18 protein-coding genes are annotated in these 22009 nt (G+C 70.9%); 6 read left to right on the forward strand and 12 right to left on the reverse strand.

Features of this window, described 5'->3' with window-relative positions:
* Positions 1-9 precede the first annotated feature (9 nt).
* Entirely contained in the window at positions 10-975 is a 966-nt protein-coding gene (locus tag ACWDKQ_RS04450) for a thiamine pyrophosphate-dependent dehydrogenase E1 component subunit alpha (protein WP_450137341.1), read from the reverse strand.
* Between the two features lie 348 nt (positions 976-1323).
* On the opposite strand from ACWDKQ_RS04450, the gene ACWDKQ_RS04455 reads away from it, so the two are divergent.
* Positions 1324-2538 carry a GAF domain-containing protein gene (locus ACWDKQ_RS04455; protein ID WP_450137342.1) on the forward strand — a complete coding sequence of 405 codons (1215 nt, stop codon included), beginning with the start codon at positions 1324-1326 and terminating at the stop codon, positions 2536-2538.
* Between the two features lie 196 nt (positions 2539-2734).
* On the opposite strand, the gene ACWDKQ_RS04460 is transcribed toward ACWDKQ_RS04455, so the two are convergent.
* The gene (locus ACWDKQ_RS04460) at positions 2735-3025 is read right to left on the reverse strand and encodes a hypothetical protein (RefSeq protein WP_450137343.1); all 291 of its coding nucleotides are present in this window, start codon (positions 3023-3025) and stop codon (positions 2735-2737) included.
* 367 nt (positions 3026-3392) lie between these two features.
* On the opposite strand from ACWDKQ_RS04460, the gene ACWDKQ_RS04465 reads away from it, so the two are divergent.
* Positions 3393-3569, forward strand: a complete 177-nt coding sequence (locus tag ACWDKQ_RS04465; RefSeq protein WP_450137344.1) for a hypothetical protein — start codon at positions 3393-3395, stop codon at positions 3567-3569.
* 10 nt (positions 3570-3579) lie between these two features.
* Here ACWDKQ_RS04465 and ACWDKQ_RS04470 read toward each other — a convergent pair whose 3' ends face one another.
* The 6 genes from ACWDKQ_RS04470 to ACWDKQ_RS04495 form a co-directional block, all read right to left on the reverse strand.
* On the reverse strand, positions 3580-3912 hold the full coding sequence (locus tag ACWDKQ_RS04470; RefSeq protein WP_450137345.1) for a hypothetical protein: 333 nt from the start codon (positions 3910-3912) through the stop codon (positions 3580-3582).
* Positions 3909-4325, reverse strand: coding sequence for a phage holin family protein (locus ACWDKQ_RS04475; RefSeq protein ID WP_450137346.1), 417 nt, complete (start codon positions 4323-4325; stop codon positions 3909-3911). The genes ACWDKQ_RS04470 and ACWDKQ_RS04475 overlap by 4 nt, the downstream gene beginning before the upstream one ends.
* Before the next feature lie 68 nt (positions 4326-4393).
* Positions 4394-5536 carry an AI-2E family transporter gene (locus tag ACWDKQ_RS04480; protein WP_450137347.1) on the reverse strand — a complete coding sequence of 381 codons (1143 nt, stop codon included), beginning with the start codon at positions 5534-5536 and terminating at the stop codon, positions 4394-4396.
* A gap of 78 nt (positions 5537-5614) precedes the next feature.
* Positions 5615-5965, reverse strand: coding sequence for a DoxX family protein (locus ACWDKQ_RS04485; RefSeq protein ID WP_450137348.1), 351 nt, complete (start codon positions 5963-5965; stop codon positions 5615-5617).
* Entirely contained in the window at positions 5962-7518 is a 1557-nt protein-coding gene (locus tag ACWDKQ_RS04490; protein ID WP_450137349.1) for a xylulokinase, read from the reverse strand. Before ACWDKQ_RS04490 ends, ACWDKQ_RS04485 begins: the two co-directional genes overlap by 4 nt.
* 137 nt (positions 7519-7655) lie before the next feature.
* Positions 7656-8537: an NAD(+)/NADH kinase gene (locus ACWDKQ_RS04495; protein WP_450137350.1), complete on the reverse strand. Its 882-nt coding sequence runs from the start codon at positions 8535-8537 to the stop codon at positions 7656-7658.
* Between the two features lie 411 nt (positions 8538-8948).
* Here ACWDKQ_RS04495 and ACWDKQ_RS04500 point away from each other — a divergent pair, with 411 nt between their 5' ends.
* Positions 8949-10046 carry a hypothetical protein gene (locus ACWDKQ_RS04500; protein WP_450137351.1) on the forward strand — a complete coding sequence of 366 codons (1098 nt, stop codon included), beginning with the start codon at positions 8949-8951 and terminating at the stop codon, positions 10044-10046.
* Between the two features lie 53 nt (positions 10047-10099).
* Here ACWDKQ_RS04500 and ACWDKQ_RS04505 read toward each other — a convergent pair whose 3' ends face one another.
* Positions 10100-10357: a hypothetical protein gene (locus tag ACWDKQ_RS04505; RefSeq protein WP_450137352.1), complete on the reverse strand. Its 258-nt coding sequence runs from the start codon at positions 10355-10357 to the stop codon at positions 10100-10102.
* A gap of 73 nt (positions 10358-10430) precedes the next feature.
* Positions 10431-11420: a hypothetical protein gene (locus ACWDKQ_RS04510; RefSeq protein ID WP_450137353.1), complete on the reverse strand. Its 990-nt coding sequence runs from the start codon at positions 11418-11420 to the stop codon at positions 10431-10433.
* Between the two features lie 99 nt (positions 11421-11519).
* Between ACWDKQ_RS04510 and ACWDKQ_RS04515 the strand changes: the two genes are divergently transcribed.
* Positions 11520-13598: a hypothetical protein gene (locus ACWDKQ_RS04515; protein ID WP_450137354.1), complete on the forward strand. Its 2079-nt coding sequence runs from the start codon at positions 11520-11522 to the stop codon at positions 13596-13598.
* 21 nt (positions 13599-13619) lie between these two features.
* On the opposite strand, the gene ACWDKQ_RS04520 is transcribed toward ACWDKQ_RS04515, so the two are convergent.
* Positions 13620-15368, reverse strand: a complete 1749-nt coding sequence (locus ACWDKQ_RS04520; RefSeq protein ID WP_450137355.1) for a hypothetical protein — start codon at positions 15366-15368, stop codon at positions 13620-13622.
* Positions 15365-16156: a hypothetical protein gene (locus ACWDKQ_RS04525; protein WP_450137356.1), complete on the reverse strand. Its 792-nt coding sequence runs from the start codon at positions 16154-16156 to the stop codon at positions 15365-15367. The genes ACWDKQ_RS04520 and ACWDKQ_RS04525 overlap by 4 nt, the downstream gene beginning before the upstream one ends.
* Positions 16157-16465: 309 nt before the next feature.
* On the opposite strand from ACWDKQ_RS04525, the gene ACWDKQ_RS04530 reads away from it, so the two are divergent.
* Together ACWDKQ_RS04530 and ACWDKQ_RS04535 are read left to right on the forward strand one after the other, a co-directional pair.
* A complete protein-coding gene (locus ACWDKQ_RS04530) occupies positions 16466-19249 on the forward strand; it encodes a hypothetical protein (RefSeq protein WP_450137357.1) in 2784 nt (927 codons plus the stop codon).
* On the forward strand, positions 19246-22008 hold the full coding sequence (locus ACWDKQ_RS04535; RefSeq protein WP_450137358.1) for a CHAT domain-containing protein: 2763 nt from the start codon (positions 19246-19248) through the stop codon (positions 22006-22008). Before ACWDKQ_RS04530 ends, ACWDKQ_RS04535 begins: the two co-directional genes overlap by 4 nt.
* Position 22009 lies beyond the last annotated feature (1 nt).

The following is a 22009-nucleotide window of genomic DNA, read 5'->3' on the forward strand; positions in this document are numbered from 1 at the left end:
GCCAGCCCTTCAGTAAGAGACGTAGACGTCGGTGAGCAGGTTTTCGATCGGCGGGTACGCGGCGGCGCGGGCGCGGGCGACCGCGTCGTCGACGAGCCGCCGGGATTCCTCGTCGATGGTGTCGAGTTCCTTCGTGCTGGCCTTCTTGCGGTCCACCTCGTCGCGGAAGTTCTGCAGCGGATCCCGCGTCCGGCGCAGCTCCGCGACCTGCTCCGGGGTCCGGTACAGCTGCGCGTCGCCCTCGAAGTGGCCCCAGAACCGGTTCGCCCGGGCTTCGATGGTGGTCGGCCCGCCGCCGTCGCGGGCCCGCTCGGCGGCCTGTCGAGTGGCCTCGTGCACCTCGAAGAAGTCGGTGCCGTCGACCTTCACCGCAGGCATGCCGAACGCGGCCGCCCGGGCGGCGATGTCCGGCGCGCCGACCGCGTAGTCGGTGCCGGTGGCCTCGCCGAACCCGTTGTTCTCAATGACGAAGATGATCGGCAGCTTGAGGACCACCGCCATGTTCATGGCTTCGAAGGTGGTGCCCTGGTTCGAGCCCCCGTCGCCGGTGAACGACGCGGCGATGCCGCCGTTGCGCAGCGTCTTGGCGCTCAAAGCGGCACCGATCGCCAGCGACGGTGCGCCGCCGACGATCGCGTTGGCGCCGAGCATGCCGACCGACAGGTCGGCGATGTGCATCGATCCGCCCTTGCCGTGGCAAAGGCCGTCGTCCTTGCCGAAGATCTCCGCCATCATCCCGCGTATGTCGCAGCCCTTGGCGATGCAGTGCCCGTGCCCACGGTGCGTGGAGCCGATGTAGTCGGTGTCCCGCAGGTTCTCGCACACGCCTACGGCGATCGCCTCCTGCCCGGAGTACAGGTGGATGAACCCGGGGATGTCGCCGGTGGCGTTCTCCTCGTGCAGGCGGTCCTCGAACGCGCGGATCTCGGACATCTTTCGGTAAGCGCGCAGCAGCTCTTGCTTGTTCAAGGCCATCTCGCTCCTCTTCCGCATGCGGTCCGGCGACCTGGCGATGTGCGGATGGGGCGGGGGTCCGCCCGATCGGATCGCGCAGACCCGCCGTGGCTCTTGGTGGGCAAACGTAAGCGGATCTCGAAAGAGCGGACCAGCGTTGCAGGGGGTTGCATGTGGGATGTCGCCCAGTGGCAACGATCTTCTGGGCAGTTCTATGTCCTCTGTGGATTGAATCGCACGGAGGTTCGAAGGTCTCGACGCGGGATGCAACCCTGTGCAACTCTTGCGCATCCGCCCCGTTACGCCGTCTCCTATGGCGACGTGACGCGGCGAGATACAGCGTTGTTGCGGGACCGACAGGAGCTGGCCATGCGGACCCATCGCCTCGACGAGGCCGCGCTCCCCGTGGGGATGGATACGCGGCAGTACGCCCGTGCGGTCGCCCGTGCGCACGACGCCGTGGTGAGCGGTCGCCGCCCGGCGGTTCCGCCGCGGCCCCTGATCGCCGAGTCCTGGAACCGCGCGCGCAGCCAGGGTGTGAACCCGGACCACGGCGCGGAGTGCCGGCCGGTGTCCGCTGGCGAGGTCGAGCATCGTCGAGTCACCTGCGGCATCACCGATGACGCGCTGCTGGCGCTGCGCAGCGGCCTGGTCCCGGCGGCCGAAAGCGCCGGGCACATCGTGGTCATCGTCGACGTCGAGGGACGAGTCCTGTGGCGGGACGGGCACCCGGGTGTGTTCCGCCGGGCCGACCGCCTCGGGTTCGTCGAGGGCGCGTGCTGGCTGGAGAACACGGTGGGCACCAACGCCATCGGCACGGCGCTGGTCGAGGGCGTGCCGATGCAGGTCCACTCGGCCGAGCACTACGTGCGCAGCCACCATGCGTGGAGCTGCGCGGCCGCGCCGATCCGCGACCCGCGCGACGGGAGGCTGCTCGGTGCGGTGGACGTCAGCGGGCCCGCCGACACCATGCACCCCACCACCCTCGCGCTGGTCCGAGCCGTGGCCGGGTTGGCGGAGGCGAGGTTGCGCGATGTCCACCGCACCCGCCTGGACCGCCTGCGCGCCGTGGCCGCGCCGCTGCTGGCGAAGATCGACGGGCAGGCCCTGGTGGTCGATCCGTTTGGCTGGGTGGCCGCCTCGACCGGCCTGCCGCCGCTGGACCGCGTCGCGCTACCGGACCGGCTGGATTCGCAGGAGGTGTGGCTACCGGCCTTCGGCGCCTGGTCATTCGAACCGCTGCCGGAGGGCATCCTGCTGCGCCCCTGCGCGCCGGACGCGCCGTCGGCGGCCCGCGTGGTGGTCGACGTGCGCCGACCGGGTCGCCCCGCCCTGACCGTGCACCGCACGTCCGGGAGCTGGACGTATCCGCTGAGCCGGCGCCATGCGGAGATCCTCCTAGACCTGGCCGAGAACCGGCCGGGCCGGAGTGCCGCCGAGCTCGCCGAGCAGCTGTTCGCCGACCGGACCCGCACGATCACGGTGCGGGCGGAGATGTCCCGGTTGCGCAAGCGGTTCGGCGATCTCCTGGACCACCGGCCGTACCGCTTCCTGGCGGACCTGGACGTGACCGCGGTCCGCTGACCGGTGAGCTCAGCAGCTGGGCTCACCGAGAAGGGACGCGCCCGACCTGGTCAGCGAGGTGGAATCGGTCGCCTGACCCGGCTCGGAAAGCCTTCGAGGGGCGCCGTGGGGGGCACCCCTCGAAGGTTCGTCGCTGCGATCAGGCTGTGGGGGTCACACCGACGTCACTGCTGTCCCGAGATATCCCTGGCCAAGGCTATCCTTCGTCATTCTGCTGCTGCGGCTGCTGTTCCTGCTGCTGTGGCTCTTGCTGCTGCGGCTGCATTTCTTGCTGCTGTGGCTCCTGCTGCTGCGGCTGCTGCTGCGAATCAAAGGCGGGCAGGATGTGGAAGTCCGATTCGGCGGTGGGGGTCTCTTCAAGCCAGGAGCTGACATTGCTCGGCAGCTGGAAGGTGGGCTCCTCGTCGGCGCTGGCGATGCCCTGGGCGCCGAGAAGGAGGCCGGTCGACGCCGCAGCGGCGAGGACGAGCTTGGCAGTCGTACGCATTTGCTTCTCCTGTTGGTGGGGGTTGGTGCGCCTGGGAATCTGCCGTGCTTGGGGCGTTCCAGCAGCGCCGGGGCCACCAATGTGTGTCACCCCGGCCGCCGTGCTTCGCGTCGTGATCGTCGGTGACCCGTTCGGACTGCCCACTTTGTCCCCCGGCCGCTGATCAGGGGAAAGCCGGATCGTCGACATCGCCGGCGCTGGTTTGCCGGTAGCGGCGACGGTCGCGTTGCGTGTCGGAGACACCTGATGGCGTCGGGTGTGCCGCCCGGGCGTTACCACATCGGTCTCGTGTTGCACAATGGTTTCGGCGGCGCATGTCCGACCGCTGCGATCTCCAGCCGCTACCACCACTCTCGGGGTGAGGATTGTGCCCAGTCACGCCACGTCCGGTAACGACGTCGCGCTCCACCGGCCGGTCGAGGGCCGACGTGCTTGCCCGGTTCCGAGCGACCTGATCGCGGTGCGGGGCCCGTGGGGTACCCGGCGGCCGAGGCGGCAGCTCGGCACGACCGGCATCGTCACCGCCGACGTCGTCCGGGTCTGACCCGGCCCGGCTACCAGCCGGGCCTGCGGCAGCGGTAGGACCGATGCTGCCTGCGAAGCATCCAGGCCACCGCGTAGGCGATAACGCAGCTCGCGGCGAACGTCGTCGCCACCGCCAGCACGTGCGGGGGTTGCGGCGCGGCGCGCTTCGCTCGCCGCTGGGTGCGCGCAACGGCATGGCACACGGCCCGCTTCGACCATTCGCGGAAGTTCGTGCGGCGCGTGAGCTCGTGGAGCGAGTCGGCCAGTTCGTCGCGGGTCAGGTCGTGCTCGGCCCGGAGCCCGGCGATTCCGGCCGTGCGCTCGCTGCTCTGCCGCTCGCCCGCGTGCTCTTCGGCGGTCATCGTCGCAGCGCCTCGCGCAGATCGCGGTAATCGCGTTTGATCGTTTCCAGCGATTCCCCCGGCAGAACCGGTGAAAGCCGATTCAGCCGTGATCGGCCCAGCAGCGCCGCGACGCCCCCGACGAGTAGCAGAACAACCGCAACGATCAGGGCGGCGAGCCACGCGGCGAGCACGAGGTTCAGGGCGAGCACCGCAGTCGCGACCAGCATCAGGCAACCGAGCAAGCCCAGGGCACCGCCGAGGCCGAGCAGCCCGGCCGCCATCCCGGCCTGCTTGCCCTTGCTGCGCATTTCCAGCCGCGCCAGCCGGACCTCGGTGCGCATGAGGCGTGCGAGCTGGTCGCCCACGTCCCCGATGAGCCCCGTGGTGGATCGTTGCGACAGGTCGGGCGCGTTCACCGGTTCGATGTGCATTGTTCCCGTCCCCCCACACGGCACTGGTCAACCGGGATTACCCGTTGCGCGATGTGGCCATTCCTGCGTCATGGATGCTGGCGCCCGTTGCCACCGTGCTCCGGGACCGGACGTGTCTGCGCATGGAGGGTGCGGATCACGGTGTTCGCCGTGGCGACGAGCGGCACGGCCAGGACTGCGCCGCCAACTCCGGCGAGGGTGAAACCGGCGGTCACGCTGAGCACGACGGCCAGCGGGTGCAGCCGCACGGCGTGCCCGAGCAGCAGCGGTTGCAGCACGTGCCCCTCCAACTGCATCACGCCGACAACCACGGCCAGCAGGATCAGCGCGTTGACCACGCCGTTGGCGGCGAGGGCCACCAGCACCGCCAGGCTGCCGGTGACGACCGCGCCGATGTAGGGCACGAAGGCGCCGAGGAAGATCAGCACGGCGAGCACGAAGGGTAGCGGGACGCCGAGCATGGTGGCACCGATGCCGATCACGGCGGCATCGATGAACGCCACCGCCGCTGTGGCGCGAACGTAGGCGACGAGCGTGATGAACCCCTGCCGACCCGCGTTGTGCACGCGGAAGCGGATCGCGTGCGGCATTGTGACCCGCACCAGGAACGACCAGATCGAGTCGCCGTCGCGGAGGAAGAAGAACAGCGTGAACAGGCCGAGCAGCATTCCGGCGAGGAACCGCAGCAGGGTTCCGGTGGTCGCCAGCGCGGTCGTCGGCAAGCCACCCCGGTCAATTCGCAGGGCCTGCGAGAGCTGTTGGAAGACCTGGTTGAGCTCTTGCTGGCTCAGGCTCAACGGCCCCCGGATCAGCCAGTCGTGGATCTGCTGGAAGCTGGTCACCAACTGTTCGCTCAGCCCGGACAGTCCCGCCACCAGAGTGTTGATCACCACGGCCAGTACGGCACCGAGCGCGGCGAGCCCGCCGACGAGCACCAGCGTGGTCGCCAGCGTGCGGTTCAGCCCCCTGCGGACCAGCCAGTGCACCGCCGGGGACATCAGCGCCGCCAGCAGCGCCGCCACTGCAACCGACATTACTTCGCCGTAGAGCAGGCTGAAAACCTGCCACAGCACCCAGACAACGGCGACCAGCACCAGCAGTCGCCACCCCGTGGCGGCGGCGATACGCAGGCCTCGCGGTATCGCCCCTGCGACACCGCCCCGGCCGCCGGAATCGTCCACGTCCCGTGGTTGGCCCGCAAGGCTGATCATCAAACGTGCCGGACCCGCGGGTTTGCCCCGGCGCGAAACGGGGTACGGCCCAAGGTGATCATCCAATGAGGACGGAGGTCACGCGGCGATCGCGAACGCCAGCACCGCGGTGCAGGCGGCGAGCATGCCGGTGCAGTTCAGGAACAGGTTCCGGCCGAAGTCGCGGGCGCGGATGTGCAGTGTGAACGCGATCAGGAAATAGCAGACGAGTGCCGCGCTGGTCAGGATCGCCGACGGGCGGAATGAGATGCCGACGACCAGACCGGCGGCGGCCGCGAACTTCAGCGGCGGCAGCAGCCGCCAGTACCGCTCGGGGAAGCCCACGTCGACGAGGCACTGGCGGACGAATCCCACGGGCTTGATGCACAGCAGCGCATCGCCGAAGTGGATGAGGGCCAGCACGGCTAATGGCCACCACGGTTCGATCATGTTCGCGCCTCGTTCGGTCGGTGATTCGTGCTTCCCCAACAGGACGAGGTAACGCGCCGAGATGTGACAGGCCCGGTTTCAGCCGGCGGCGGGGTGTTTCCCGATCGCCATTGCGCGAGGTGGTCGTGGAGGCCGCGCAGGGCGTCGTGCGAGCTGCGGTACGCCTCGTACAGGGGCGTGAGGCGGTCGGCGTCGGGGGAGGGGTTGAAGACCCGGTCCACCGCGACGGTGGTGGCGGCAGCGGTCTCGACATCGGGGTAGGCACCTGCGGCGACGGCGCCCAGCATGGCCGCGCCGAGCACTGCGCTGTCGTGCACCCGCAGCCGCTCGATGGGGCGTTGCATGACGTCCGCGTGGATCTGCGTCCACAGGTCGCTGCGCGCGCCGCCGCCGGAGAAGGTCAAGGACGGCAACGGGATTGCGCACGCCCGCTCCACCGGCTCAAGCACGTGCCGACCGGACATGGCCACGCCTTGCAGCACCGCCAGGGACATGTCGGCCGTCGACGTCGCCGAGCTCAGCCCGAAGAAGCTGCCGCGGACGTCGCAATCCCACAGCGGCGCGCGCTCGCCCATCAGGTGCGGGGTGAAGACCACTCCCGGCGCGCCGGTCGCCGCCGAGGCGAGCACCTCCTCGATGCTGCGCCCCGCGACCCCGCACCACCAGCGCAGCGCGTCGCCCGCGGCCTGCGTCGGACCCGCGTGCACGAAGAGCCCGTTGCGCGGCGGGAACGTGACGACTTCCCCGACCGGCGCCGACTCCCGCGATGCGCCCGCGACCACCAGCGACGTCCCGCACGACACCATGCCGCGACCGGCCTCGGTCGTCCGGGTGCCGAAGACCGCGCCGAACGCGTCCATCGTGCCCACCGACACCTTGGCGAAGCCGAGCGCGGCGTCCTTCGCCCGTTCCACCGGCGCCTCGGGTTCGAGGATTTCCGGCAGCTTCTCGGCGAGGCCGTCGACGAGCCCGACGGCGTCCGGGAGGTACCCGGCGGAACCGGCGACGCGCACCCCGGAGAGCTGGTCCGTCGCCAACCGGCCGGTGATCCTGGCGACCACGAAGTCCTTCGGGCTGAGCACCCACCGGGTGCGCGCCCACTGCGCCGGTTCGGTGCGGGCGAACCACTCCGCCCGCGCCCCGACGAACGACGCGTCGAGCACGATCGGCCCGCCCCAGATCCGGGTCTTCTCCGCCGGGGTGAACCGCGCGTCGAGTTCGCGGACGACCTCGGCGCAGCGCTGGTCCTGCCAGATGATCGCTGGTGCCAGCGGCTCCAGCCGCTCGTCGACGAACACGTGGGTGTTCACCTGGCTGACCACGCCCACCGACCGCACTGCGCTCGCGGGGAGCCCGGCGAGGACGGCGCGGATGCCGGCCTCGCACCCGCGCCACCAGTCGAGCGGGTCCTGCTCGGCCCAGCCTTCCCGGGGCCGGGCGATCGGGTAGCCCGTCGTGTGCGCGGCGACCGGTTCCCCGTCCAGGCTGAAGGCGGCTACCTTGACGGCCGTCGTCCCGACATCGATGCCCAACATCAGCTCTGGTGCGTGCATGAGCAAGGAGTACCAGGAGCGAGGCGTACTCGACACGGGCTTCGACTATTGGGTGCGGGACCAGGTGGTGCCTCACCCGCATGCCGCACCGGCACCCGGACCGGCCGCAGGAGCGGTGCCAGCGGGCGGCAATTGCGTTACGCACCGCCGGATTCGCCGTCGACTCCAGCGGCGGACCCGGTGAGGTGGAGCTTGCGCTGGACGCGTTGGTAGAAGGTGGTTCGGCCGAGCCGCACGACCCGGGCGGCGGCCGGCTCGACCGTGATGTCGAGGACGGTCCCGGCCGACCGGTGCGCGACGAGCTGCCCGTCGACCTCCACGCCGAGCTCGCTGCTCGTGGGCAGGATCCGCAGCGCGAGCCTCTCGCCGTGGGACAGGAAGATCGCGCGGTTGAAGACCGAGTGCGGTGCCACCGGCGTGACCAGCAGCCCCTCGACCCTGGGGGAGATGATCGGGCCGCCGGCGGAGAAGCTGTAGGCGGTGGACCCGGTGGGGGTGGCGACGACGACGGCGTCCGCCGCGTAGCTGACGAACGGGTGCCCCTCGACCTGCACCTCGACCTCGGCCAGGCCCTGACCGGGCACCCGCACCACAACGATGTCGTTGAACGCCACCACCTCGTGGTCGGCGGTGGTGATGTGCAGCCCGGAGCGCGTCTCGACGGTGAAGCCGTCCTCGTCGATGGCGCACAGCGCCCGGTCCAGCTCGGGAACGTCGATCTCGGCCAGGAATCCCAGCCGCCCGAGGTTTACGCCGAGGACCGGGGTCTGGTGCTCGCAGGCGAGCCGCAGTGCCCGCAGCATGGTGCCGTCGCCGCCGAGGCTGACGAGGAGGTTGGCGCGGCGGGCTAGCTGCTCGGGCGCGAGTGCGATGATCGGCTGGGCGTAGGCGTCGATCTCCTGCGGCGCGCCTAGCACCTCGATGCCCCTGGCCCGCGCCCAGTCCATGACCGTCTCGATCACGTCGGGGCGGTGCCGCCCGGGGTGCAGCACCAGCCCGACCGCCTTGATCAATCCCATGGCCAGCCGCCCTTCGGTCCGGGTGGGGGTCCGTGCCGGATCTCCCGTCCACTGTAGAGGTTGACGGGTCGGTAATCAGGTCCGGCGGAGTCTGCTTCCGACCGGGCCGAGATCTCCAACAGGTATTGAGATTTTTCACGTTCTAGGGCTTGATCGGCTCCGCCGCGTGCCTTGGTGCTGAACATGCGTCACCGGACCGGATGGTTTGCCTCCCGTTCGCCCGAGCGGCGGCGGACATCCGGTCTGCGGCGATGCGATCATCAGAATCGTCCAGCCCGGCGACTCCGCAGGCGTTTCCTCGTCGATCTCGGGGCCCGGTGCCGAACCGGATGGCACGTCAAAGCCGCAACGGCCCGATCAATCAACATCCCGAGCCGGCCGCTCGGCGCGCAGAACGAACGGAGATCCCTGATGACTTCGCAACTCGGTCTCGCATCGCCGGTACCCGCGGCCCGCACCGCGGTCGGTCAGGGGACCGCCACGTCGCGCCTCGTGCACCTGGTGGGCTCGCTGCCCGGAGACCTCGCCGCCGATCAGCGAACCAGGATGCAGTGGGTGCTCGATCGCTGCGGCGGCGCCCGGTTGAGCGCGGTGCCGTGCGACGACGATCCGTCCTGGATCGTCAACTACCTGCGCTCCCGGGCGCAGGTGCCCGCGTTCGAGGTGGTGCGGGGCGGCGAGTGCGCCGACTACGCCGATATGCCGGTCTACCGGGTGCGCCAGGGGCATCGGCTCACGGTCGAAGACGTCTCGCTGGGCCGACCGGAGGAGGTCTACCGGGCGGTCACCACGTGGCACCAGCTGGGCGGGCCCGCGGCGCTTCCGCCGGTGCAGGCCAGCGTGCCGTCGCCGCTGGACGTCGCGATGTTCACGCTGGGCGAGCCGGCGCGGATGTTGCGGCACTTCCCGGTGTTCGAGCGGATGATCTGCACCGAGGTGGCCGAGATCGTGCACCGCCACGGGCCGGACGAAGTGGTGCTCCAGCTGGAATCCCCGGTGGTTCTCTACCTGTTGCACCGCGCGCCCCGGACGACGCGGTCGGCGATCGCGCACCTGCTGGCGCACCAGCTCGCGCGGGTGATCGTTTCGGCGCCGCGCAGCGCACGGTGGACGCTGCACCTATGCTACGGCGACCTGGGGCACGTTTCCCTGTTCGGCCCGGAAGATTTCGGTCCCGCGGTGCTGGTGGCCAACGCATTGGCGGCGCACCTGCGCACCTACGGCCGCCGGATGCCGACCGTCCACATCCCGATGGCCCACGGTGATCAACCACCGCCGGTGGATGCCGCCGCCTACGCCCCGCTCCACGGGCTCGCGCGCGGCATCGACGTGATCGCGGGATGCGTCGACGAGCGGCAACCCGAGTTGTCGGCGAAAGCGCTGTCGCTCGCCGAAACCGCGCTCGGACAGCGGGTCGTCGGAGTAGCAGCGGCCTGCGGTCACGGTCGCCGCACCCCGACCGAGGCGGCGGTCAACATCGAGCTGGCCAGCCGCCTCGCCGACAGCTGACCGGGGATCGTGATCCTGCGAAACACGTTGCCGGGCAACGTTTCCCCGGTCGGTCATTGGCCGGGCAGCTCATCGCGGCTGCGCGGGTGGCATTCTTGGCAGCGGGTCCGCGCGCGTCCCACCCGGCAGGCGAGCAATCCCGCGATCACCGCGAACACCAGCACCGGTAACACCTGCACCAGCAGCGGCGTGTTCGCGGCGGCGCTGAGCAACGCGGAGATCGTGCCGATGTTCCCGGTGAACGTCAGGGCGACCGCCACGTTGCGCCTCCCGGGCACCCGCTCGTCGTGGCTTCGGTCGTGTCGGTGCATCTTTGCCCCTTTCCGCGTGCAGCGCCGGGACTGGCCGACGCTGTCCAAGTGCGTTCACGGAAGCGGCGAAGCGTCAGGCCAGCGCGGACAACTCCTTCGCTGCCACGGCGAAGCGGTTGCAGTCCTCGCACAGTTGCACGGCGCACCACTGCGGGATCAGGCCCTGCGCGACCAGGTCGGCGAGCCCGGCGCGGAGGGCCGCGTCGGGGGCGACGGGTTGGCGCCGGAGGGCAGCTACCAAGACGGCGACGACCCGCGCGTCGAGTTCCGCGGAATCGTCGGCGACTTGTTCGGGGTCGTGCGCGGGCAGGTTCGCCGCGTCGCCGCACTCCGGGGTGGCGATCGGCTTGTCGGCGCGCCGCGGCCTGCGGCCCATCGGCCGCTCGATGTAGCGCTCCCACCAGGTGACCTTCTCCGGTTCCGCCGGGGTGCCCGCGTTGACGCGGGTGCCGGAGCGGCAGTGCCGCTCGACGACAGCGACGCCGGCCGCGACTCGTGTGCGGTAGTGCTCCGCTGCGCCGCCGAACTCCGCGGCGCAGCGGGTGGCGAGCCGGCGCAGCAGTGCTTCCTGGCTGTCCAGCGGGGCCATCACGCCCGCCTCGTCCGCGAGGTACTCCAGCAGGGCGCGGTGAAACTCGTCGGGTAGGCCGAGGGCAATCGCGGACTTCCGGATGCGGTCGACCCGGGCTTGCGCGCCGACCTCGGTGCGCCGCCGCCGGATCCAATCGTGCGCGGCCTTCTTTCGCACGTGCACGCGCGCGGCGCCCAGCGGGTTCACGAGCTCGCCAGTCCGGTCGGCCAGGTGCCGGTGGCACTCCACGAGCATGTCGACGAGGAAGTCGCGGCAGACGCAGTCGCCGTCGAGTAGGACCGTGCCATTCGGCTGCAGGTTCCGGCTGGAAGTGCTGATCCGCAGGTCGCAGCGCGTGTCGGGCAGGGCCCGGTGGATCGCCGCGCGGTTCGCGCGCGTCTCGTGCCAGATCACGTCGAGGAGCTCGGGTACGCCGACCGCCTGCTGCGACCGGTCGCCGGTGGGGCGAAGGCCTGGAGCCACTGTCGTCATGGCACGAAATTTTACGAGAACACAAAAATGCTCGTCACGGTTTTTTTCGATAAAATCTCGGACATACGATGTGCACATAGACTGAGTCGAGGAGGGTGAATGGGCCTGCTGCCCGCCGAGGTGCCGGATATCCCGGAGGCCAGGTCCGAGATAGTCCCGGCGAGACTCGCGCGGAAGCTCGCGCCGCTGTTCGGCGTGCCGTGGGAACGCGGCCCGTTCGGCCCGCAGACCTGGGTCTGCGACTACAACAAGATCACCTTGTCGGAGATCGCGCGAGGGGCACCGCTGCGGACCCGCGGCCGGGCCAAAGCTCCCGTCGCGGACCCCGAGACGTGGGCAATCGTCGATCGCATCGCGGTTACCGGCCCCGGCGGGTCCCTGCCGAACGAGATCCCGAACGCGACGCTCAACAGGTTCGGGCCCGACACGAAGGCGGCGGTCGTGCTGACCGCGACGAACCGGCTGCTGGTCCCGGTCGTCAATGCCGTCGAGTCCGCGATGGGGCTGCTCGTCGCGGCCGACGGGTCGGAGCTGTCGGTCCGGTCGCGCCTGGCCGCGTGGGCCGCGCTGGTCCTCGAAGCCTTCCGGACGCAACCCGCCCTGGTCGCCGCGGCGATCCGGGCCCGCACCATTCAACGCGAGCTGCTCGTCGACTGGCACCTGCCGCTCGCCGGTGCGTCCGCCGAACTGCCGCTGGCGCGTTGCGAAGTGGGCGGGCCGCACGCCGACGGCGGCGCGGGCACCTTGTCGCGGCCCCGCGACCTTCAGCTGGCCGACCACACGGTCCGGCTGCTCGGATCGGATGTGCCGGGCGAGGTGGTGGACCGGTTCCTGCGCGAGCTGATGGCCATCGGAACCCAGCGGAGTTCCAGCCACCTCTGGCTCAGCGAGCGCCGCCCCGGCCAGCTCGTCGTGGAGGCGCTCGTGCCGCCCACCGAACAGGTCGACCGCTACGTCGAGCAGGTGACGCATCTGCTCGGCCCGGACTCGTCCCCAACGGGAGTGCTGCCGCACATCCCGAAATCGACCGAGCTGGCCGAGCTTCCGGTGCTCGCGCGGCGGGCGGTGTTGATCGGTCTGCTCACCGTGCTGCGGCAGGTGCAGTTCGACGCCGAGGGGCGCGAGCAGACCAGGGGCGCGATCGTGCCGCTGCTCGCGGAGGTGGCGACGGTCGCGACGGAGTGCCTGGGGGACGGCGATCCGTTGACGGTCCTCGCGCGGTGCCGCGCGGCCGACATGACCGTGCACACGCTGCGCCACGACCGCCGCAACGACCTGGCCGGAGCGGTCGGGGAGCTGATGGCGCAGGTCGAGCGGTGCATCGAGCTTGCCGAGGAAGGGGTCGTGGACCGGGGCGCCGCCGCCGAAGCGGTCTCGTCGGCCAACGTCGAGATCAACATCGTGCGCCGTACCAACGCCGCCGATCCAGCGGCCGAGCTGCCCTCGCCCGCGGAACTGGACGACTGGCTGCAACGCACCTGGGACGCCTACCAGCGCATCCTGCAGATCACCCCGGACTGGCCGAGCGACCCGGACTCGCGGCTGGCCGTCGGGCACCACCTGCACAACTACGCGTCGTACCTGGCCTCCCACCCGGACGACGAGTCCGACCTGCTCGCCGCCGTCGAGCTCTTCGCCAACACCGTCATCCCCGCCCGCGAGCTGTACTGGAAGCGGACGCAGAGCTTCCTGCCGCTGCGCCAGGCGTTGCAGGTGGCGACCCGGGCGACGACGACGCTGAGCAGGCTTGCTGCCGAGGCCGGGCAGCGCGCGCAGGCCGCCCGCTGGGCGGAGTGCGGGCATGACTGGATCTGCCAGGCGCTCGACGACCGGGAGACCGCCGAGCTGTTGACCCGGCCGACCGAACCTGCGGCGCACTTCTGCATGCTTGCCGTGTCCGCGCTGCTCGCGGCCGTCGACGCCGGGGTGGCGGGACCAGACGAAGTCGAGCGGGCCGAGCGGTTGCTGGCGGTGGCCGAGGACTGGGTGCGGCGGGTCACCGACGGCAGCGAGGCCAGCTACAGCCACTACGAGCTGTTGGCCGACCTCCGCCGCCGCCTCGACGCGATCTGGACACACGAAAATCGGGGATCCCGAAGCCCGGACGCCGCCTGTAATTCCGGCAGGGGAGCCGCTACCAGCACCGCTTCGCCGTTTGAGTCTGGAAGCAGTCCCTAAAAGCTGTTGCCCGGCAATGGATTACTGGTGCAGCAGCTCGGGCCAGGGGCCCTTGTACCGATCCAGCTGTCGGCGTGCCGCGTCCGGCGCGATGCCTGCGGCGTCGCCCAGCGAACGGTAGTTGTCCACCAAACCGGTCTCGCCCCACTGCCGGTGCGGGCAGATTTCGTCCGCCGCAACGGGTTCCCGGGGCGTGGCCGGGGCCGACCGACCCGCTTCCGGGCAGCACGGTTCGCGCAGTGGCCTCGCGGATCGCTCCACGAACTGCATCGGTGCCCGCGTCCCGTGCCGGGCGATGAGCTTGGCCTTGACGAGGACCTTGGCCGCGCCGTCGGTGCTGTCCTTGCTGGCCGTCGGTGTCAGTTCCGCCACCAGGTAGCGGGTGAGGGCTTTGACGGCGGGTACCCGATCTGACCACAGTGGACTCAGCGCGTTCAAGGTGAAGTGGTGGACGCCGACCAGCGTGCACCCCGCGACGGCGGACGGGCCGGCGACCGCGGCCAACCCTGCGATCAGGTCCTCGAACTGGCCCTGGGTGATTCCCGCCGGTCGAGGTGGCCGGGCGGTCGAGAGCTCGTCGGCCCGCGCGAGGCGGCCGAGCCGATAGGTGGCGACCCGAAGCCTGCGCACCAGCACCGGCAAGTCCTTGGTCTTCGGGTATTCGCCCGGCTTGCTGCGCAGCCATGCCAGCAGCGGGTTCCTCGCGGCGGATTCCGCGTCCCCGAACAGCGTCGCGACCAACCAGCCGGCCAGCTGCTCGACGTCGGAGAGCCGCTCGCCGTGGTCCGGTGCGCCGGATGACGGCTTCTGGTCGAGGTCCTCGACCGGCAACTGGTCGGGGCGTTCATCGAGGTGGAGCCGGTGGTTCAGCACGCGGTGCACAGCGTTGACGCGCTTGCCCGCCGCGCCTCCCCCGGGCGCAGCGCTCCCGAGGTGGACCGCGAACTGGTCGATCGCCACCGCCACATCGGATTCGTCGGGACCGCGCCGCGTCCAGGTACCGGCCGGGCGCGTCATCGCCCTGTTCAGGGTGCCCGCGAGCTCGGGCACGGACTTCGCCAGTTCGTCGAGCGGATCGGTCCCGGCCAGGCCACGGCGCTCCGCGATGGCGACGCGGTAGGCGGCGAGCCGGACCAGGAAGTCGGCGTTGCCGGTGACCGGGAGCGGATTGGCCGCGCTCGGGATGGGCAGCCCGGCCACGCGGTACTCGGCCGTGAGCCGGGCGCCGCGCTCCAGCACGTCGAGGACGACCGCTGCCGCGTCGGCGTCGGAAACCGCCGGTTGCCCGGGGATTTCCACGAGCGCCTCGACGATCGCCGGTACCACCACGTTGAGCAGCAACTCCGGCTCGCCGACCGGGCGGGCCCCGGTCACCAGTCGCCGGATGCGCACGGTGCGGGCCAGCAGGGCGATGGTGCGGTCGTCATCGTCGGAGTCGACCCGGCCGACCCGGACCAGGACGTCGAGCGGGAGACCGGGGAACCGGCGGTAGCGACCGAATTTCGCCGCGGCGTTGCCGGTGTTGCGCTGCACACCGGAATGCCAGCGACCCCATGTCAGGCACGCCGCGACGAGTACGCCGCACTCGTCCGGCTTGACCGGCGCATCGGCTTTCGCAAGTTTGGCAACCACTTTCCCCGCCCGGTCGACGACGGCGTCCCGCAGCGCCGCTAGCGATCCGAGCTTGTGGACCAGCGCGTGCAGGTCGTCCGCGTAGATGCTGCCGAACAGCTCGTCCGCGGCCGCCGCCAGTTCGTCGCGTGAGCTCATGCCGACCTCCGGCTCTCGGAGCGGAACCGCACGACGGCCGGATCGCCGGAGGCGACCAGCCCCGCGCGCATGACACCGGAGGGACCCGGCTCGAATGTTTCCCAGTGCTGCGAGCCGTCGTCCAGGCCCGCCTGGAGCACGGCGTTCGCCGCACCTCCGGCGGGCCGAACGGCCAGGTCGATCTCGACCGCACCCCCGGCCAGCGGTCGAATCGTCCACGTCACCTCGGGTGCCACCCCGACCGCGGCGGCGAGTTCGTCGGGCAATCGCCAGATCTCCTGCGCTTCGGGCGGATCCGGTGCTCGCTGGCCGGATTCCCCGGATCTGAACCGCAGTTCCGGGCCCCGCAGGGCATCGGCCCAGCCCGCCAGGTCCAGCCGCGTCCACAGCTCGCCCGCCCAGGCGCCCAGCGTGCCCCGGGGCGCCGGGAGTGCCGGGTCCAGCGCCACCGCCCGGTACGGCGCCCAGGCCTCGGCGAGGCCGTCGACCTCACCGAGGTCGAGTTCGAGCCAACCCCCGGGGCCGCCCGCAGCGATCGCGTCGGAGACGGCCGCAGCCACGCGCGGGCCCAGCAATTCCGCCACGTCGTCCGGAATCCCGTTGTCCCGCAGGGCTACCGAGACGAACGTCGGCGGCCCCTCCGGATCGGAGGCGACGAAACCGGCGACGAGACCGCTGCGCAACTGCACCTCCAGGGTCGGCTCCGCGGTCAACAGCGTGACGGCGACCGTGCCGCGGTCCGGGAGGTGGTCGATCCGCAGGTGACCGTCCCAGGTGATGACGCTCATGAGCCTCCTCCGCAGTCACCGGATGTCCGCCGCACCGCGACGGTTCGCCATCCGGTCGTCCGACCCCGGAAGGCCGATCCCGGCCCATCCGAGGACCGTGCCGGACCGATCGGAAGGAGCGTCGCCATGCTTGGTGGTTCTGACGACAACCCCTGACGGACGACTGGAACGGGCGGCGCCTTCGGCCGTGGCGGACGCGCCCCCGAGCGGTGGTCATCGTGCCACGCGACGCCGGGACCGCTTCCTCGTCCGTCAGTGCACGATCGCAAGCCCTTGCAGATGCGGATCGCAGATCATCGGAAGGCAGCCATGACCGACCCGACCCGCCGACGGTGGCGCCCGGCCGTCACCGGGTGGCTGATCGTGCTCACGCTGCTGGTGGCCGACGCCTGCTCCTGGCCGGGCTCCGGAGAACCGGGCGAGGAGGACGCCCACCTCGTCTCGTACTCCAAGGCCGCGTCCTGGCTGGCCGGGCTCGACCCGGCCGAGGCCGAGGAGCAGATCCGCGACTGGGCCAGGCTGGCGCTGGCGTCGTCGCTTGGCGTGGACCAGGACCGCATCGTCGATGCCCTGCACGACACGACTCCGCTGCGGGATCCGTTGTTCGACGGGCTCGTCGAGCAGCCCGTAGGCCCCGGCCGGTCGCTGTTCGACGGCCGCACGCTGCACCTGCTGGTGCCGGAGAACGACCCGTACCCGTCCCGCACCGTCGGTCGGCTGCTCGACCAGCACCGGGTCGATGCGGGTTCCGATCCGGTCGACGTGCAGGTGCACCGGTACCGGATGCGCCCGGAGAACCAGAAGGTCGAGCTGTACGCCCAACCCAAGACTCCCACTGCGGAGTTCCGCGCGGCCAACGGCTACCGCGAGGCGCGGCTCGACCAGCAAGCGGACCTGGAAGGGTTCCTCGCGGAGACCAATCACCTCTCGCGGCTGGAGCTGCGCAACGGGCAGGTCTGGGCGGCCGGATGGGACTGGCCGGGCCTGCCCGATGGCGACGTCCGGCCGGAGGACGTTTCCGTGCTCCAGCGCGGCTACCACCAGCAGGGTGCACCGGGGCCGGGATTTTCTCTGGACCCCAAGCAGATATCGAGCCCGGAGGAGATCCGTGCCGCCATTGCAGACCTCGCACCCGAGCTCGTCGGCGGCGTCGCCGGGGGGAACTGGGATGCCGAGCTCACCGACCTCATCGAGGGGCACCTGTTCCGCGGCGACCCGCCCGCCGATGCGCTGCGCGCCCGGGGCCTGCCTGCGGACCGGACCCAGTTGTGGGCGCTGCACAACCTGCTCAGCGGGTTTCCGGCGGTCAACGAAGCCCGCTACGAAGGGGGAATCGCCGGTACCGAGGTCGGCATGACCGCCTTCTACACCGACCTGGTGATGAAGGACTGGGTGGCCGGAGTGGGCGCGGGGGTTCCTTCCGGCGGAAGGGTTCCGGGGTTCGTGCCGAACCCGGAAGCCCCCACCCCGCCTGGTCTTTGCCCGCCGGCGGGACAGCGGTCGCCGCCCGCGGAATCGGCGCGGCTGTGGCTGGGCCAGGCCGACGGCGCGTTCGACTACCGATCGGACGGCGTCGACATCGGTGCCCAGGCGACCCGGCTGTTCGTGCGCTCGCAGGGGCCCGACGGGCAGGAGCTCGAAGCCACCTACCGCATGGGGCGCGCATCGGCCTGGTGGGATCGCCACTACGCGGACGTCGCCGATTATGAACCCGAGTTCTGGCGCATCGAGGAGCTGATGCGCTGGTCCGGGGCCCTCGAATGGCTCGCCGGGAGCGGGCATTCCCTGCCGCAGCTGCCGGACGACGAGATCAGGTCCGACCTGCGGTTCGCCGACTGGCACGAGCGCAACAGCGAGCTGCGCGAGCGCGCGCGCCCGGTCTTCGCGTCCCTGCCCGGACGGGCGGAGTCCGTGCTCACCGTTGCCTCGCCCGCGTTCTCCGACTGCGGACTGTCCTATGTGTACGGTGGAGTAACGCTCGGCGATTCCCTGGCGCGGCATGGCGGTGTACCCGCCGAAAACCCGCTCCCGCCCGGGATGCGGCGGGCCAGGCCGGTCGACCCCGCCGCCACCAACATCGATCAGTCCACCGGAACGGCCCAGATCAAGCAGCTCGGCGACGCGGGGTCGCCGGAGGGCCTGACCCGGGGTGTCCGGCGCGGCCCGGACGGTGCCTCGGTGGTGACCGAAGGCGCGCCGCGCAGGGAGATCCCGTTCGGCGAGGCACGGTTCCGAGGCGAGGGCGGACGCCTGGTCGAGATGGGGATGCGTTCCGGCGAGTACGGCATCTCCGCCGGTGTCAAGGCCCAGGGGCAGCCGTTCGGGACGGTGGCCGCGCTGCGCCCGGAGGCTAGCGGGGTGCGGCAAACCGACATCGTCGTGAACCTCGGTCTGCTCGGCCGGTTCCGGGATCTGGTCAAGCGGGATCGGCAGGACCTGGCGCACGGGCTGGAGAACGCGCCCGGCTTCCTCTACAGCTACCCCGAAACGGTCGGGACCGGCTACCGCTTCGCCGATGGCTGGGTCCGGAAAACGATCGGTCAGGCGCCGAACCGGGCGGGCTTCGTCGCGGAGGTGGTGCCCGGCGAGTCCTACCTCAGCGTCGAGCGGCCCGCGCACCTGCCGGGCATCGAGATGTCCAGGTTGCAGGAGATCTCGGAGCCGTTCACCACGACGTACGGCGAATTGCTCCGCCAGGTGCCCGCCACCGCCTCCGTCTACGTCCTGGCCGATCGGTCGACGCACCTGCCGCGGCCGATCGAGCGAGACGCTCAGGTGCGCGTGAGGATCGCGGAGCCGGTAGTGGCCCTCGGCCCGGGTGCAAGCCCGATCTCCACGCAAGGGCAGGTCTGGTCGCTGCTCGACACTGGCACCGTCAGCGCCCTCACCGCCCCCGACCGGGACATCGTGTTCGGTCGGCCGTTCGGTGGCGGTGGCGGGCCGGGCGGCGGTGACTGGGGATCCGGGCCGTTTGGGGTTCCCCTGCCCGTCAGCCCCAACAACCAGGTCGTGCTCGTGCAGCAGTGCCAGCCGAGCGACGGCGTGAATTACGGCGTGAATCCGCCGACGTGGGACAAGGAATGCGACTCATGACCGAGCCAGCGGAGTACACGGTGGACGCGGGGTCGCCGCTGGCCGTGGCGCTCGCCGCGGCCCGGGAAGCGTTCGAACGGCAGGACGTGCGAGCGACGGACCGGTTGTACCGGAAGTCGGTTCGGCTCGCCGCCGGTAATCCGGCGCTGGCCTCCGCGCTCGCCGTGGAGCACGTGAGCCGGCTCCGGGCCCTCGACGACAGCACGACCGCGTTGGCCCGCTGCGAGGAATACCTCAACAGCGACGGTGAAAGCCTCCAGCTGAGGCTGCTGCGCGCCGAGACACGCCTGGCGATGGGGGACAACTCCCGGATAGACGCGGAACTCGACGAGATCGCTCGGCGCGCCGCCGGGCGGCACCTGCGGCGCGAGGACGAAGCCCACCTCGACCGGCTCCGGGGCATCGCTGCCGCTCGGCGCGGCGACACCGGCCTAGCCCTGCGTAACCTCCGCAGGGCGCGCGCGGCGTTCGCCGAGTTGGACGACGAACCTGCGAAGTCCACAGTGGACCTCGACATCAGGGCGATCGAAGGACGACGCGGCGACGCGCCGGAGCCGGTGCGCGACGATGACGATTCGCCGCAGGCCAGGATGGTCCGGGCGGAAGAGCTGCGGATGGACGGGTGGTACGAGAAGGCCCTCGCCGAGCTGGCACCGGCGCTCGCTGGGAAGCTGGATCCGGCCATCCGGTTCCAGTTCCTCTTCGCGAAGATCCGCCTGCTGCGCCTGTTGCACTCGACTGAGGCCGACGAGCTGCTGCCGGAGCTCTACGCGGCGGCAGAGCAGTCCCCGCGACCGGAGGAGAACCGCCTCGTCGCAGGGCGGCTCGATCCCAGCGCCGACAGCTTCAGCGTGGTGGGCATGGGTGGGCGTCCGCTGCAAGCAGCCCGCGCCTACGCCGAAGCCGCAATGCGGCTCGCCGAGCCCGGACGCCCCGACGAGCCTGGACAACCCGATGAGCCCGGACAACCCGACGAGGCCGAGCGGCGCGTCCTGGCCAAACAGCGGGTGGACGAAGCGGAACGGCTCTTGCTCGCCGAGCAAGCCCCGCCCGAGACAACCGGAGGGCACGCCGCCGAATGGCACCTCGCCGCGGGCGAAATCGCCCTGGCGATCGCCAAGCTGGAGCATGATCCGGCCACCGCTGCGCAGGCGGTCCGGCACTTGCAGGAGAGCACATCGGCCGAGAATTCGCCGGTAGTCAACCGGATTGCCGCGCTGCGACGCCTCGGCGACGCCCACGACCAGCTCCGCGAGCTCAGCGGCAGCGCCGACGGCCTGGCGAAGGCTGCGCAAGCCTGGGCCGAAGCGCACCGGCTCGAGGAACACTTGGCGTCGCGGCAGGAAGACGACGAGAACCGCATCCGGATGCTGCTGGCGAATCCGACGGAGTTCGACAAGCGGATCGAGGCGGCGGCCCGGGAGATCGAACGCGGCGCGAAGCACGCGGCGGTCGCCGCCGTCGTCGCGATGGAAGCAGCCAGGGGTTCTGCGATCCTGCCGCGGATACTGCCCGACGAGCAGCCTCTGGTGCGCGACCTGCCCGGCCTCGGCGACGTCGCCGGTGCGCGACGGTGGATTCGCCAGGCCGCGCGCGGTCTTCCGCGCAAGCAGCTGATCTGGATGCTGCACGCCACCCCGGACGGAGTCCACCACGCGTTCGTCTGGCGCAGAGGGCCGTTCGGGGTGCACGTGCGGCACGCATCGGTGCGCGGCGCACCTGGCAGCACCAAGATCGACCTAGCGGAGGCGATCGGCGAACTGAAGGACTGCTGGGACAACGGCGACCGGCTCGAAGGGCGGCTGCGGAAGCCCAGGAACTCCGAGGAATGCCACTTCGACCAGAAGCTGCACGTGGTCGTGCGCAGGTTGGGGAGCGGTCGGCTCTGGAAGCTGCCCGGGCACATCGAGCGGATCGCAGTGGTCGCCGGGGGTGACCTCGCGGAAATCCCGTTCGCGCTGCTGCCCTGCCCGGGGCCGTCGGGCGAGCTGCTCGGCGGCAAGTACGCGCTGTCCGATCTCCCGTGCCTGTCCATCAGGCGACCGCTGCGCCGGCGCGCCCGCGGGCAGCGGGGAACGTTGGGGGAGCAGATGTTGCTGGTGCAACCGGCCGCCGCGGCAGCGGAGGCCCCGGGCGTCGCCGATGAGGAGGAGGCGCTCGAGGCGGCCACGGAGGTGACCGGCCGCAAGGTGCTGAGCCGGGCCGCGGCTACCCCTGCGGCCCTGCGCGAGGAGTTGGCGTCCGGGCAGTTCCGCCTGGTCCGCGTCGACGGGCACGGTGAGTTCCAGCCCGCTTCCGCCCCGGACTCGATCCTCTTCCTCGAGCCGAAGGGGAAATCCGGGCACCTGAGCGCACGCGAGTTCCAGGAGATGAACCTGCGCGGCACCGGCACGCTGATGCTGGGCGCGTGCGAATCCGGGATGGCTGAACGCCTCGGACGTGACGAGCGCACCGGTTTCGTCCGCGCCGCGTTCCTGGCCGGAGCTTCGTCTGTGGTGGCCGCCCGGTGGGACGCGCTCGACGTCGTGGCTGCCCGGGTGCTGGATGACTTCGAGAAGAACCTCCGCCGCCACCCGCGCGACGTCGCGCTTTTCCGGGCGCTGCGCGAGGAACACGTACAGCACCACGCGGACGGCCATCCGGCGCGCTGGGCGTTGTGGACGCTCTACGGCGACGTCGGGCACCAGAACATCTGGTACGAGCCGCTTTACCGGTGGTGGCTTGCGGTGCGTCGACGCTTCGGGGGAAGGGATGCGTGAA

The sequence above is a fragment of the Saccharopolyspora sp. NPDC000995 genome (assembly GCF_053599315.1).

Bases quoted from the DNA above. Each gene is read 5' to 3' on its own strand.
- ACWDKQ_RS04450 (WP_450137341.1), bottom strand. From the start codon at position 975: ATGGCCTTGAACAAGCAAGAGCTGCTGCGCGCTTACCGAAAGATGTCC.
- ACWDKQ_RS04455 (WP_450137342.1), top strand. From the start codon at position 1,324: ATGCGGACCCATCGCCTCGACGAGGCCGCGCTCCCCGTGGGGATGGAT.
- ACWDKQ_RS04460 (WP_450137343.1), bottom strand. From the start codon at position 3,025: ATGCGTACGACTGCCAAGCTCGTCCTCGCCGCTGCGGCGTCGACCGGC.
- ACWDKQ_RS04470 (WP_450137345.1), bottom strand. From the start codon at position 3,912: ATGACCGCCGAAGAGCACGCGGGCGAGCGGCAGAGCAGCGAGCGCACG.
- ACWDKQ_RS04475 (WP_450137346.1), bottom strand. From the start codon at position 4,325: ATGCACATCGAACCGGTGAACGCGCCCGACCTGTCGCAACGATCCACC.
- ACWDKQ_RS04480 (WP_450137347.1), bottom strand. From the start codon at position 5,536: ATGATCAGCCTTGCGGGCCAACCACGGGACGTGGACGATTCCGGCGGC.
- ACWDKQ_RS04485 (WP_450137348.1), bottom strand. From the start codon at position 5,965: ATGATCGAACCGTGGTGGCCATTAGCCGTGCTGGCCCTCATCCACTTC.
- ACWDKQ_RS04490 (WP_450137349.1), bottom strand. From the start codon at position 7,518: ATGCACGCACCAGAGCTGATGTTGGGCATCGATGTCGGGACGACGGCC.
- ACWDKQ_RS04495 (WP_450137350.1), bottom strand. From the start codon at position 8,537: ATGGGATTGATCAAGGCGGTCGGGCTGGTGCTGCACCCCGGGCGGCAC.
- ACWDKQ_RS04500 (WP_450137351.1), top strand. From the start codon at position 8,949: ATGACTTCGCAACTCGGTCTCGCATCGCCGGTACCCGCGGCCCGCACC.
- ACWDKQ_RS04505 (WP_450137352.1), bottom strand. From the start codon at position 10,357: ATGCACCGACACGACCGAAGCCACGACGAGCGGGTGCCCGGGAGGCGC.
- ACWDKQ_RS04510 (WP_450137353.1), bottom strand. From the start codon at position 11,420: ATGACGACAGTGGCTCCAGGCCTTCGCCCCACCGGCGACCGGTCGCAG.
- ACWDKQ_RS04515 (WP_450137354.1), top strand. From the start codon at position 11,520: ATGGGCCTGCTGCCCGCCGAGGTGCCGGATATCCCGGAGGCCAGGTCC.
- ACWDKQ_RS04520 (WP_450137355.1), bottom strand. From the start codon at position 15,368: ATGAGCTCACGCGACGAACTGGCGGCGGCCGCGGACGAGCTGTTCGGC.
- ACWDKQ_RS04525 (WP_450137356.1), bottom strand. From the start codon at position 16,156: ATGAGCGTCATCACCTGGGACGGTCACCTGCGGATCGACCACCTCCCG.
- ACWDKQ_RS04530 (WP_450137357.1), top strand. From the start codon at position 16,466: ATGACCGACCCGACCCGCCGACGGTGGCGCCCGGCCGTCACCGGGTGG.
- ACWDKQ_RS04535 (WP_450137358.1), top strand. From the start codon at position 19,246: ATGACCGAGCCAGCGGAGTACACGGTGGACGCGGGGTCGCCGCTGGCC.